General features: G+C 68.7%; 11 protein-coding genes. 6 read left to right on the top strand and 5 right to left on the bottom strand.

Annotation, left to right across the window (positions count from 1 at the left end; translation table 11 throughout):
• Positions 1–54: 54 nt before the first annotated feature.
• Genes B7R24_RS03990 through B7R24_RS03980 form a run of 3 tightly spaced genes read left to right on the top strand, consistent with a single transcriptional unit; the run spans position 55 to position 2,110 of the window.
• Positions 55–765 carry a histidine phosphatase family protein gene (locus B7R24_RS03990; protein WP_116417668.1) on the top strand — a complete coding sequence of 237 codons (711 nt, stop codon included), beginning with the start codon at positions 55–57 and terminating at the stop codon, positions 763–765.
• Between the two features lie 20 nt (positions 766–785).
• Complete coding sequence (locus tag B7R24_RS03985) at positions 786–1,340, top strand: DUF3090 domain-containing protein (protein ID WP_116417667.1); 555 nt, start codon at positions 786–788, stop codon at positions 1,338–1,340.
• Complete coding sequence (locus B7R24_RS03980) at positions 1,340–2,110, top strand: SCO1664 family protein (protein ID WP_116417666.1); 771 nt, start codon at positions 1,340–1,342, stop codon at positions 2,108–2,110. Before B7R24_RS03985 ends, B7R24_RS03980 begins: the two co-directional genes overlap by 1 nt.
• Here B7R24_RS03980 and B7R24_RS03975 read toward each other — a convergent pair.
• From B7R24_RS03975 to B7R24_RS03955, 5 genes are all read right to left on the bottom strand, one after another.
• On the bottom strand, positions 2,107–4,167 hold the full coding sequence (locus tag B7R24_RS03975) for a vWA domain-containing protein (RefSeq protein WP_116417665.1): 2,061 nt from the start codon (positions 4,165–4,167) through the stop codon (positions 2,107–2,109). The genes B7R24_RS03980 and B7R24_RS03975 overlap by 4 nt on opposite strands.
• Positions 4,160–5,560 (bottom strand): AAA family ATPase, encoded by a 1,401-nt coding sequence (locus B7R24_RS03970; RefSeq protein WP_116417664.1) that lies wholly within the window; start codon positions 5,558–5,560, stop codon positions 4,160–4,162. Before B7R24_RS03970 ends, B7R24_RS03975 begins: the two co-directional genes overlap by 8 nt.
• Before the next feature lie 116 nt (positions 5,561–5,676).
• Entirely contained in the window at positions 5,677–6,459 is a 783-nt protein-coding gene (locus B7R24_RS03965; protein WP_116417663.1) for an SDR family oxidoreductase, read from the bottom strand.
• Positions 6,456–6,908 carry a MaoC family dehydratase gene (locus B7R24_RS03960; RefSeq protein WP_116417662.1) on the bottom strand — a complete coding sequence of 151 codons (453 nt, stop codon included), beginning with the start codon at positions 6,906–6,908 and terminating at the stop codon, positions 6,456–6,458. Before B7R24_RS03960 ends, B7R24_RS03965 begins: the two co-directional genes overlap by 4 nt.
• Positions 6,908–8,056, bottom strand: coding sequence for a thiolase family protein (locus B7R24_RS03955; protein ID WP_116417661.1), 1,149 nt, complete (start codon positions 8,054–8,056; stop codon positions 6,908–6,910). The genes B7R24_RS03960 and B7R24_RS03955 overlap by 1 nt, the downstream gene beginning before the upstream one ends.
• A gap of 147 nt (positions 8,057–8,203) precedes the next feature.
• On the opposite strand from B7R24_RS03955, the gene B7R24_RS03950 reads away from it, so the two are divergent.
• From B7R24_RS03950 to B7R24_RS03940, 3 genes are read left to right on the top strand one after another with little or no spacing between them, the layout of a single operon-like run.
• Positions 8,204–9,505, top strand: coding sequence for an ABC transporter substrate-binding protein (locus tag B7R24_RS03950; protein ID WP_116417660.1), 1,302 nt, complete (start codon positions 8,204–8,206; stop codon positions 9,503–9,505).
• Entirely contained in the window at positions 9,505–10,488 is a 984-nt protein-coding gene (locus tag B7R24_RS03945) for a carbohydrate ABC transporter permease (protein ID WP_116417659.1), read from the top strand. Before B7R24_RS03950 ends, B7R24_RS03945 begins: the two co-directional genes overlap by 1 nt.
• Positions 10,488–11,378 carry a carbohydrate ABC transporter permease gene (locus tag B7R24_RS03940; protein WP_253259257.1) on the top strand — a complete coding sequence of 297 codons (891 nt, stop codon included), beginning with the start codon at positions 10,488–10,490 and terminating at the stop codon, positions 11,376–11,378. Before B7R24_RS03945 ends, B7R24_RS03940 begins: the two co-directional genes overlap by 1 nt.
• Positions 11,379–11,391 lie beyond the last annotated feature (13 nt).

The raw sequence follows: 11,391 nt of genomic DNA, 5'->3' as shown, positions 1-11,391 counted from the left end.
CGCGCCCGGGCCGTCCGGCAGGGAGGCGGGGCTCGGGCTGCGTAGGCTATAGGCATGGCCACTGTCATTCTCGTGCGGCACGGCCGCACCACCGCGAACCAGGCCGGTGTGCTGGCGGGGCGTACCCCGGGCGTGAGGCTCGACAGCGTCGGGCGGGACCAGGCGGCGCGAACCGGCGCGAGGCTTGCCCCGGTGCCGCTGGTGGGCGTGGTGGTCAGCCCGCTGGAGCGGTGCCGGCAGACGGCGCGCTACATCCTCGAGGCTCAAGCGAGCGAGCGGGATGCCCCCAGCACACTCATCGAGAAGGCCATCACCGAGTGCGACTACGGCGAGTGGCAGGGCCGGTCGCTGAAGGAGCTGTCGAAGGAGGCGCTCTGGTCGGTGGTTCAGGGCCAGCCCTCTGCCGCACACTTTCCGGGGGGCGAGTCCCTCGGCGCGATGCAGGCGCGGTCGGTCGCGGCGATCAGGCGGCACGATGCCGCATTCGAGGCAGAGCACGGCCCGGGGGCCGTCTGGGTCGCGGTGAGCCACGGCGACATCATCAAGTCGGTTCTGGCGGATGCGCTCGGAATGCACCTCGACCTCTTCCAGCGCATCAGCGTCGGTCCGGCATCCGTCTCCATCGTGCGCTACGGCACCAACCGGCCCGATGTGGTCTCCACCAACACCGATTCGGGCGATCTGTCGTGGCTGCGGGCCGCATCGCCGACGCCCGATGCCCAGGTCGGCGGCGGAGCAGGGCATGAGGCGCCCGCCACCCTCTGACGCACTTGTAAAATAGAGGTATGACCACAATCGTCCATAAGTTCGCCTGGCCCGACCGCGTCGTCGTGGGCACCATCGGGCAGCCGGGGTCGCGATCGTTCTACCTCCAGGTGCGAAACGGCGCCCAGCTCGTGAGCGTCGGTCTCGAGAAGGAGCAGTCGGCCCTGCTCGCCGAGAAGATCGACGAGATCCTCGACGAGCTGAAGACGGCGGAGGGCAATCCGTTCAGCATCCCCGAGACGACCCCGATCGAACTCGTCGACAACGATCCGCTCGAGCCTGTCGACGAGCAGTTCCGTACCGGGGCGATGAGCCTCGGCTGGGATCCGTCGACGGTGCAGGTCGTCATCGAGGCGTATCCGCTGACCGACACGGAAGACGACAGCGCCGTTGACGCCGAGCCGAGCGAGGTGGAACCCGCCGAGCTGCTCGTGGTGCGCATCCCGGTCGGCACCGCACGCGCCTTCGCCAAGCGCACCCGGGAGATCGTGGGCGCCGGCCGGCCGATGTGCCCGTTCTGCGGCATGCCGATGGAACCCGGCCGCCACGTCTGCGAACTGCCCGACGGTCTCTGATGCCGCTCGCGCCCGACGCCGACGAGCAGCAGCTGGAGATCACCGGGCGCATCACCACGGCCTCGAACGGCACCTATCTCGCCCAGCTCGGCGAGACGGCCGTGGTGTACAAGCCGATCTCGGGCGAGCGACCGCTCTGGGACTTCCCCGATGGCAATCTCGCCCACCGCGAGGCGGCCGCGTATCTCGTCTCCGAGGCCTTCGGCTGGAACGTGGTGCCGCTCACGTGGCTTCGTGACGGGCCCCTGGGCCGCGGCATGGTGCAACTCTGGCAGGACATCGACCCCGATCAGGATGCCGTCGACCTTGTTGCTGCCGACGAGGTACCCGAGAGGGGCTGGCGTCACGTGTTCGACGGGCACGATGAGCACAACCGTCCGGTCGCGCTCATCCACGAAGACACAGCCGTGCTCCGGCGCATGGCCGTCTTCGACACCGTGGTGAACAACGCCGACCGCAAGGGCGCCCACGTGCTCGAGATGCCGGACGGCCACCGCCACGGCGTCGACCACGGCCTGACCTTCCACGTCGAGCACAAGCTCCGCACCGTGCTCTGGGGCTGGATCGACGAAGACCTCGACGCGTCTGAACTCGCCGGGCTCGACCGCGTGAGCACCGCGCTCACCGGCGACCTCGGCGAGGCTCTCGCTCCGCTGCTCACCCGCGCCGAGATCGTCGCCCTCGCCGGCCGCTGCCGGCGTCTGTCGAGCGCGGGCCGCTTCCCGTCCCCCCGCGGCCAGATGCCCGCCGTACCCTGGCCCCTCTTCTAACCGGCCCAGCGGCCCCAGCCGCGGCCGAACATGTCGTCGAATCCGCCGCCCCCACCACCGGCCGCGGGGCCGCCACGGGAGCCGAGATACGAGCTCACCACGGCCGCACCGAGGTCGTCGGCTTCGGGCGCCACCACCGAGCCACCGACGCGCCGCGCCATGGAGTCGATGAAACGGGCAAGGCCCGGGTCGTCGCCGAGACGGAAGAACGACGTCTGTGCCCCGAGGCGCATCGAGGTGTCGAGTTCGCGAACGGCGTGCGCCACGGTGAGCGGATGCGGCGGGTAGCTGAAGAACACCTCACCGTTCGGCTCGAGGTGGGAGGTCGGTTCGCCGTCGGTGACGATCAGCAGCACAGGCTGGGCGTTCGGGTGCTTCCGAAAGTGCCGGTTCGCCAGCAGCAGTGCATGGTGCAGATTGGTGCCCTTGTCCCACATGGCGTCGAGGCCCACGATCTGGTCGATGTCCATCACCTCGGCGTGACGACCGAAGCCGATCAACTGCAGCTCGTCACCGCGGAAACGGCTCGTGATCAGGGTGTGCAGCGCCAGGGCGGTGCGCTTCATCGGTACCCAGCGGCCATCCATCGCCATGGAGAACGAGGTGTCGACGAGCAGTGCCACGCAGGCCTGGGTGCGCGCCTCGGTCTCCTGCACCTCGACGTCGCCGATCTCGATGCGCACGCCCGGGCCCCGCGGGCCCGCACCGCCGAGGCCCGCCGTGCGCGTGATTGCATTCGTGATCGTGCGCGTCACATCCCACGGCTCCGTGTCGCCGAAGGCCCACTCGCGCGTGGCGCCGCTGCGCTCCCCCGCCGCACCCGCCTGGCGCAGGTCGCGGTTGCCCTGGCGGCCCGACATCTTCTCGGCCACGTCGCGCAGCAGAGCCTTCCCGAGTTGGCGCATCGCCTTGGGCGTGAGCTTGAGCGAGCCATCGGACGCGCGCTTCATGGTGCCGGAGTCGCGCAGGGCCCTCTCGAGCTGCTGGAGGGTGCGCGCGTCCACCGCAGCCTGCTCACCGAGCTGGCGGCTGAGGGTTTCGAGGTCGAGGTCGTCGATGCGTGAGCCGTTGTAGCCCTGCGACAGCTGCTCCGAGAGTGCATCGAGGTCGGCCAGGTCTTGGAACACCCCGGTACCGTCTCCGAGGCCGAGGCCCTGCTCGCCGTTCATCCCCTCCGATCCATCCCAGTTCTCGCCCGGGCGGAGCGACTGCAGGTTGCCGTCGAGTTCGGCGAGTGATTCCATGAGCTCGGGTGAACCGAAGGCCTCCTGCGCGAGGGCGTCGAGCTCGTCGCGCTGCTCCTGGGTCATCGAGTTGCGCATGCGCTGGGCAGCGGCGGCGCGCTGGGCGAGCGTGTCGAGCAGCTCGTCGATGGTGCTGGGGTTCTCGGGGAAGAAACCGCTGTGCTTCGCCATGAACTCGTCGAACTGTTCGGGGGTGTCCTCGCCGCGCTTGTGGGCATCGAGCAGGGTGTTGAGATCGCCGAGCATCGCCGTGATGGCGGCGCGGTCTTCGTCGGACGCATTCTCGAGCGCCTGTTTCATCCCGGCGAAACGCTGGTCGAGCATCTCGCGGCCCAGCAGGTCTTTGATCTTCTCGAAATCGGCGTGGGCGTCACTGCTCTTCCAGTCGTAGCCGTTCAGCTCGCTGACCGCGGCCGCGGGTGAGGGCGAGAGATTGTCGAGCTGCATCTCGGAGAGGGCCCTGTCGCCCTCGTCCATCAGCGCGTCGCGGGCGAGCTGCTTGCGCTCGGCGAGCACGGCCCGATCGAGCAGCTGCCTGATCTCCTGCAGGGTGCCGTCGAGGTTGTGCTTCGAGGCCAGCTCCCGGCGCCGCTCGGCGACCTGCCGCGCGAGGTCGTCGAGCCCTGCCCGTTCGGCACCGCCCCGGCGAAGGAATTCGCGGAGCGCCTGCTCGGGCGACGAACCCGCCATCACGTCTTCGCCGATCGCATCGAGCGCCTCGGCCAGGTCGACCGGTGGCGCGAGCGGATCGGGCCCGTCGACGTACTTGCCGTACCGTGAGTCGCGCGTCAGCCGACGGTTCGTTCTAGCCATAGATCGTCTCGCCCCCGCCGCTCTCCTTGCTGATCTTGCGCGAGAGGTAGAGCCCTTCGAGGGCCAGCTCAATTGCTCCCGCGCGCTGGCCATCGTTCACCTCGGCGCCCGAACCTGCACCGAGCCGGTCGCAGATCTGGTCGTAGAGCTCCGACTCCCCGAGCACCGGCAACCCGGTGAGAAAATCGCGGGCCGTCACCTGCTCGCCGGTGGTGATCATGATGCCTCGCTCGACGGCATCCACCAGGGGGGTGAAGTCGAGCCCACGGAAGTGGGCGCGCACCGTCTCGGCCGTCGCCGTTCGCAGCAGGTGGTCGAGGATCTCGTCTTCGCGACCCTCCTCGCCCGACTCGAACTCGATCTTGCCACCGAGCACGTCGACCGCCGTCTCGAGGTCGACCGGCCGGGCCACGGCCGCGTCTTCACCCTGCCGCGTCGCGCGGTGCAGGGCCGCAGCGGCAATCGTCTCGGCACCAGCGATGGCGAACCGGGCGCTGACACCGCTTCGCTGGTCGACGGCACTGGATGCTCGCAGGGCGCGGGTGAAGCGCGCGAGGATCTCGACGAGGTAGTCGGGCACACTGGCGACCAGCTCGGCCTCCTGGCGGATGACCGCCACCTCATCGTCGAGCTCGGTCGGATAGTGCGTGCGGATCTCCGCCCCGAACCGGTCTTTCAGCGGAGTGATGATGCGCCCGCGGTTCGTGTAGTCTTCGGGGTTCGCACTCGCCATCACCAGCACATCGAGCGGCAGCCGCAGCACGTAGCCGCGGATCTGGATGTCGCGCTCCTCCATCACGTTCAGCATGGCGACCTGAATGCGCTCGGCGAGGTCGGGCAGCTCGTTGATCGCGACGATGCCCCGGTGGCTGCGCGGGATGAGGCCGAAGTGGATGGTCTCGGGGTCTCCGAGGCTCCGCCCCTCCGCCACCTTCATCGGGTCGACGTCGCCGATGAGGTCGGCCACACTCGTGTCGGGCGTGGCCAGTTTCTCGAAGTAGCGCTCGTCGCGGCTGCGCCAGGCGACGGGCAGGTCGTCGCCCAGCTCTGCCGCGCGCCGCTGGCTGCCGGTGACGATGGGTTCGTAGGGGTGCTCGCCGAGCTCCGAGCCCTCGATGACCGGGGACCATTCGTCGAGCAGCCCCGACATCGTGCGGAGCAGCCTGGTCTTACCCTGCCCGCGCTCACCGAGCAGCACGATGTCGTGCCCGGCGATGAGCGCGCGTTCGAGCTGCGGGATGACCGTGGTCTCGAAGCCGTGCAGCCCCGGCCACGGGTCGCGGCCCTCGCGGAGGGCGGCGAGGAGGTTGTCGCGGATCTCGACCCGGAGGGTCTTCTGCAGGTGCCCCGATGCGCGGAGCTCGCCGACTGTTGCAATGGTTGGGCGCGTCATCTTCGCAATGCTACGCCGCGAAAACGGATGCTCGACCCCCCGTTGCGAACCTGTGGAGAACTCTCGCAGAACAGCGCCGAAGCCTGTGGAGAACCACCCTCAGAACACGCCCGGGGTCAGGCGGAACCTCCGGCGACGAGCAGCCCGCCGTCGACGTTCAACACCTGGCCGGTGATCCACGCGGCGTCATCCGAGGCCAGGAACGCGACCGCCCCCGCGACATCGGCGGGCACACCCAGCCTCCCGAGCGGGTAGTCGGCCGACACCTCCGCCTCGCGACCCTCGTAGAGGGCGGCAGCGAACACCGTCTTGACCACCGCCGGCGCGACCGCGTTCACCCGGATGCCCGGCGCGAGTTCCACGGCGAGGGTTCGGGTGAGGTGATCGAGTGCGGCCTTGGTGACTCCGTAGAAACCGATCCCCGCCGAGGGTGTCTGGCCGGTCACCGACGTGACGTTGACGATCGTCCCGCCCGCGCGGGCGAACCCGGCGGATTCGTGCCGCAGGGCATCCTGAACCCACGCCAGGGTGCCGATGACGTTCACCTCGCTCATCTTGCGTGCCGCGTCGAGGTCGAGCTCGGCGAGCGGGCCGAGGTCGGGGTTGATCCCCACGTTGTTGACGAGGATGTCGAGGCGCCCGAACCTTTCAGCGACGGTATCGAGAACCTGCCGCCGGTGCTCGGGGTCGTGCGACCGACCAGCGACCGGGATGACCGATTCAGCTGGAAACAGCCCTGCGGCCGCCGCGAGCGCCTCCCCGCCGCGCGCGGTGATACAGACCCGCGCCCCCTCCGACACGAGTCGTTCCGCGATGCCGAGCCCGATGCCGCGGCTCGCGCCCGTGACGATGGCGACCCGGCCGTCGAGCCTGCCGCCCGGCCCCCCGCCCTGCCTCACCGCAGGTACCGCACGATCTGCTCGAGCACGCAGACCGGTTTGGCGCCGCCCGGCACGGTCATCGTCAGTTGAACGCGCACCTCGGCGCCGCCCGGTTTCTCCTCGTAACCGCTCAGGATGCCCCTGGCCGACACCGCCGAGCCGCTCGGCACCGGCGCGGGAAAGCGCACGCTGCCCAACCCGTAGTTGATGGCCGCGCTCACCCCCTCGACGGTCAGCAACTCGGCCAGGAACGCCGAGGCGAGAGACAGCGTGAGAAAACCGTGCGCGATGGTCGTACCGTAGGGGCCGTCTGCCGCGCGCTCGGGATCGACATGGATCCACTGTTCATCGTGCGTGACGCGGGCGAACGTGTCGATGTCGTTCTGGCTGATCGTGATCGGCCCGGCCGTTCCGAGGTCGGAGCCGACCGCTCCGGCCAGCGCCTCGAGCGACGCGAAGACCGCCATCAGAGCAGCCGCAGCAGCGTCGCGTTGGCCTGGCCGCCGCCCTCGCACATCACCTGCAGGCCGTACTGCAGGTCGTTCTCCCTCATGTGGTTCAGCATCGTGGTCATGATGCGCGCCCCACTGGCACCGAGCGGGTGCCCGAGCGCGATCGCTCCGCCGTTCGGGTTGAGGCGCGACTCGTCGGCCTTCGTGTCGTGCAGCCACGCCAGAACGACGGAGGCGAAGGCCTCGTTCACCTCGAAGGTACCGATGTCGTCGATGGAGATGCCCTTGCGGGCCAGCAGCTTCTCGGTCGCCGGGATCGGACCGGTCAACATCGGCATCGGCGCGCTGCCGACCACGGCGACGGTGTCGATCGCAGCGATCGGCGTGAGGCCCAGCTCGGCGGCCGTGTCGGAGCCCATCAGCATCAGGGCCGCCGATCCGTCGCTGATCTGGGAGGCGTTACCGGCCGTCACGACACCGTCGGGGGTGAAGGCTGGCGCGAGCGAGGCCAGCTTCTCGAGCGTGCCGCCGCGACGCACGCCCTGGTCGGCATCCACCACCCCGTCGGCCGTCGTGACGGGAACGATCTGGCTGGCGAAGGCACCGCGGTCGATCGCAGCAGCGGCCTTCGCGTGCGAGGCGAGCGCGAACTCGTCGAGGGCGGTGCGCGAGATCTTCCACTCAGCGGCGATCTGCTCGGCACCGATGCCCTGGTTGGGAAACTCGGGGCCGTACCGCGCGGTGTAGAGCGCGCCGAGCGGCGAGCCGCCGGCGGTCGTGCTCGACCCCATCGGCACGCGCGACATGCTCTCGACGCCGCCGGCCACGACGATGTCGTAGTGACCGGCGAGGATGCTCGCCGCCGCGAAGTTCACGGCCTGCTGCGACGACCCGCACTGCCGGTCGACGGTCGTTCCGGGCACGTGCTCGGGCCAGCCGGCCGACAGCACCGCTGTGCGGGCAATGTCGAAACTCTGCTCGCCGATCTGGCCGACGCAGCCCCACATCACGTCTTCGACCAGGCCCGGGTCGATGCCGGTGCGGGCGGCCAGCGCCTGCAGCACGTACGCGCTCAGGTCGGCCGGATGCACCCCGGCCAGCAATCCGCCCCGCTTGCCGAGGGGTGTTCGTACCGCTTCGACAATCACCGCTTCGCGACTCATCGCCCAGCCTCTCTGTTCACCACGCTGTGTGCGGGCTCGCCGGTGGCGGCCGCTCGCACAACGGTACGCCCGATTGGTCTTGCGCAAGCCCCTGTCGTGCATTGCTCGGTTTTTGTAAGGATGATGTTTCGCTCGGAAGGAAATTTGATGGAACTGAACCGCCGAACATTCTTGCTGGGGGCCGGGGCGGCCTCGCTGCCTCTCCTGCTGGCCGGCTGTGGCTTCGCGCCGCCCGCGGCCGATTCGACCGCCGCGACCGGAACGCTGACGTTCACCACCTGGGGCACCGACGCCGAACTCGCCGGCTTCAAGGCCGCCATCGACCGGTTCCAGAAGGCCAACTCCGGCGCCACGGTGAACCTGAACGCCGTGCCCTACGGCCAGATGTTCACCAACATCGACGCACAGCTGCAGGCGGGCAACCCGCCCGACGTCTTCCGCGTTCCTTACTACACGTTCGGCAGCTACGCCGGCCGCGGCCAGCTGCTCGACCTCAGCACCCAGCTCGAGCAGGGCTTCAGCGACAACTTCACGCCCCAGGCGTGGGCCGCCGTACAGAACTCTGGGAAGCCCTACGGCGTTCCCCACCACACCGATACCTCGGTCATCCTCTACAACAAGGACGCCCTGACGGCGGCGGGCATCACGAACATCCCGACCACGCTCGACACGGCCTGGAGCTGGGACGAGTTCGAGCAGGTCATGAAGACCCTGCGCGGTTCGCTGCCCGCCGAGAAGTACCCGTTCGCCTACAACTGGCAGGGCAACGGTGTGACCCGTTGGCTCAGCTGGTTGTTCGAGTCGAACGGCCGCTTCCTGTCGGAGGACCTCCTCACCCCGGCCATCGACTCCCCCGCCGGGACCGCGGCCGTCGACTTCACGAAGAACTTCTTCACGGCCGGCTACGTGCCCCAGAACAACTCGGTCAAGTCGACGACTCTCGCCGCGGACACGTGGTATGCCCAGACTTCGGCGATGACCTCGGGCGGGGCGTTCCTGATTCCGGATGCGACCAGCACGCTCGACTTCGAATGGGGGGCCACCTTCTCACCCCGCAATGAACGCTCCGCAGGCGACTTCGGCGGCAACGCGCTCGTCGCGACGGCCGCGACGACCCAGCCGGAGCTGGCGACCAAGTTCCTCGCCTTCATGACAGAGCAGGAGGAGATGTCCCAGTTCTGCGCCAGCGCCTCGCTGCTGCCGACCCGCGCCGACCTCATCCAGTCGGGCATCGACTTCGCGGTGCGCCCGGAGCTCTCGCCGATCTTCGTCGGGCAGGCCAGCTCGGTGCAGGCCCAGGACTCCAGCCAGGTCGCCTCGCCCAACATGTCGAAGATCATCACGGTGCTGCAGAACCAGCTCGAGGAGGCGTTCGTCGGCGGCCAGAGCACGGCCGACACGCTGGCGAACATGACCAGCGGCATCGCCGCAGCCACGGCTCCGGCCTGATGAGCACCGCTTCGGCGTCGGCCACCGCGTCAATTCCCGGTTCGGTCTCGGCGGCCGCGCCCAGCGCCACCGCGCGGACGGTCGCCTCCTCGGGCCGGGGCGGCCGGCGGCGGCGGCTCTGGCGGGCCAACCTCGCGGGATACGCGTTCCTGACGCCGAACCTCGTTCTGCTGGGCCTGTTCGTTCTCTTTCCGCTGGTGTCTGCCGTGGTCATCAGCTTCGAGAAGACGAACGGGTTCGGCTCGGGTACCTTTGCCGGCCTCGACAACTATGCGCGCCTCGCCACAGATCCGGTCTTCTGGCGTTCCACCTTCAACACGGCACTCTTCACCGCGCTGGTCACCCCGCTGTCGATGCTGCTCGGGCTGGGAGCTGCCGTCCTGCTGAATTCGGTGCTGCCGGCGCGTGGGCTCTTCCGCAGCATCCTGATTCTGCCGATGGCGATCTCGGGGGTGGCGACGGCGTTGATCGGCGTGCTGGTGTTCGACCAGAACAACGGCATCCTCGACAAACTGCTGCGCTTCGCGGGACTGCAGACCATCCCGTGGCAGTCCGGCGGCGCGGCCGCGTTCACCTCTGTCGTGCTGGTGACCCTGTGGTGGCGGGTCGGATTCAACATGCTGATCTACCTGGCGGGCCTGCAGAGCATCAGCCCCGAGCTGTACGAGGCGGCTAGGCTCGACGGCGCCGGTGGCTGGCAGCGCTTTCGCTTTCTCACGGTTCCGCTGGTCGGTCCCTCCTCGTTCTTCCTGCTCATCATGAACGTCATCTACTCATTCCAGGTCTTCGACATCGTCTTCGTGCTGACCGGCGGCGGGCCGCAGAACGCCACCTCGGTGCTCGTGACCTACGCCTACAACAACGGCTTCGTCACGCGCGACCAGGGCTACGCGGCGGCCATCGGCGTCGTGCTGCTGCTCATCACCCTCGTCTTCACTGCGGTGCAGTGGCGTGCGAGCCGAACCCGGGACCTGGTCGACTGATGGCTACCGAACTGCTGCCCACCCGTCGGGCGCTCACCCCGAGCCTCCCGGAGCGGAACGCCGCGAAGAAGACGTCCGACTTCCGCTGGCGGATGCTGCGGCTCCTGCTCGCGATCGTCGTCTCCGTGATCATCCTGTTCCCGCTGTACTGGATGCTCGTGGTCGCGTTCTCGACCCGCTCCGACCTGCTCAGCGGGGCGGTGCGGCTCTGGCCCGGCACCTTCACGACCTCGAACTTCGAACGCGTCTTCAACGGATTCCCCGTGGTGACCTGGTTCGGCAACTCGGCTGCCATTGCCGTCACCGTTGCGCTGATCACCGTCAGCGTGAACCTCCTCGGCGGCTACGCGCTGGCGCACCTGAAGTTCCGGGGATCGAGCGTGCTGTTCCTGATCGCGCTGTCGACGCTGATGATCCCGGTGCAGGTGATCATGGTGCCCCTGTTCAACCTCGTCACGGGGCTGGGGCTCTACGGCAGCTACTGGGCCGTCATCCTGCCGACCGCCGCTTCGGCGTTCGGGCTCTTCCTGGCCCGCCAGTTCATCCTCGCCATCCCGACCGACCTCATCGAGGCCGCGCGCATCGACGGTGCGGGCAACTGGCGGGTGTTCACCCGCATCATCCTGCCCCTGTCGAAGCCGCTGATCGCGGTGCTGTTCTTCATGAGCCTGCTGCAGACCTGGAACGACTTCGCTTGGCCGCTCATCGCCCTGAAGCAGAACGCGCTCTTCACGCTGCCGATCGGGCTGCTGTACCTGCAGGGCCAGTTCGGCTCGGACTACGGCGGCACGATGGCGTTCGCGCTGCTGAACGTCGCCCCGATGGTCATCCTGTTCCTGGTCTTCCAGCGGTACTTCGTGCAAGGATTCGCCCGGAGCGGTATCCGATAGATCGTGTGCTGCT

The sequence above is a fragment of the Subtercola boreus genome (genome assembly GCF_003399645.1).
Taxonomy (GTDB): domain Bacteria; phylum Actinomycetota; class Actinomycetes; order Actinomycetales; family Microbacteriaceae; genus Subtercola; species Subtercola boreus_A.
The sequence above is the reverse complement of the archived record's forward strand: the minus strand, read 5'-3'. Positions and strand labels throughout refer to the sequence as shown.

Coding starts and splice junctions, on each gene's coding strand:
- B7R24_RS03950 (WP_116417660.1), top strand. CDS start 8,204: ATGGAACTGAACCGCCGAACATTCTTGCTGGGGGCCGGGGCGGCCTCG.
- B7R24_RS03985 (WP_116417667.1), top strand. CDS start 786: ATGACCACAATCGTCCATAAGTTCGCCTGGCCCGACCGCGTCGTCGTG.
- B7R24_RS03960 (WP_116417662.1), bottom strand. CDS start 6,908: ATGGCGGTCTTCGCGTCGCTCGAGGCGCTGGCCGGAGCGGTCGGCTCC.
- B7R24_RS03990 (WP_116417668.1), top strand. CDS start 55: ATGGCCACTGTCATTCTCGTGCGGCACGGCCGCACCACCGCGAACCAG.
- B7R24_RS03945 (WP_116417659.1), top strand. CDS start 9,505: ATGAGCACCGCTTCGGCGTCGGCCACCGCGTCAATTCCCGGTTCGGTC.
- B7R24_RS03955 (WP_116417661.1), bottom strand. CDS start 8,056: ATGAGTCGCGAAGCGGTGATTGTCGAAGCGGTACGAACACCCCTCGGC.
- B7R24_RS03970 (WP_116417664.1), bottom strand. CDS start 5,560: ATGACGCGCCCAACCATTGCAACAGTCGGCGAGCTCCGCGCATCGGGG.
- B7R24_RS03980 (WP_116417666.1), top strand. CDS start 1,340: ATGCCGCTCGCGCCCGACGCCGACGAGCAGCAGCTGGAGATCACCGGG.
- B7R24_RS03975 (WP_116417665.1), bottom strand. CDS start 4,167: ATGGCTAGAACGAACCGTCGGCTGACGCGCGACTCACGGTACGGCAAG.
- B7R24_RS03940 (WP_253259257.1), top strand. CDS start 10,488: ATGGCTACCGAACTGCTGCCCACCCGTCGGGCGCTCACCCCGAGCCTC.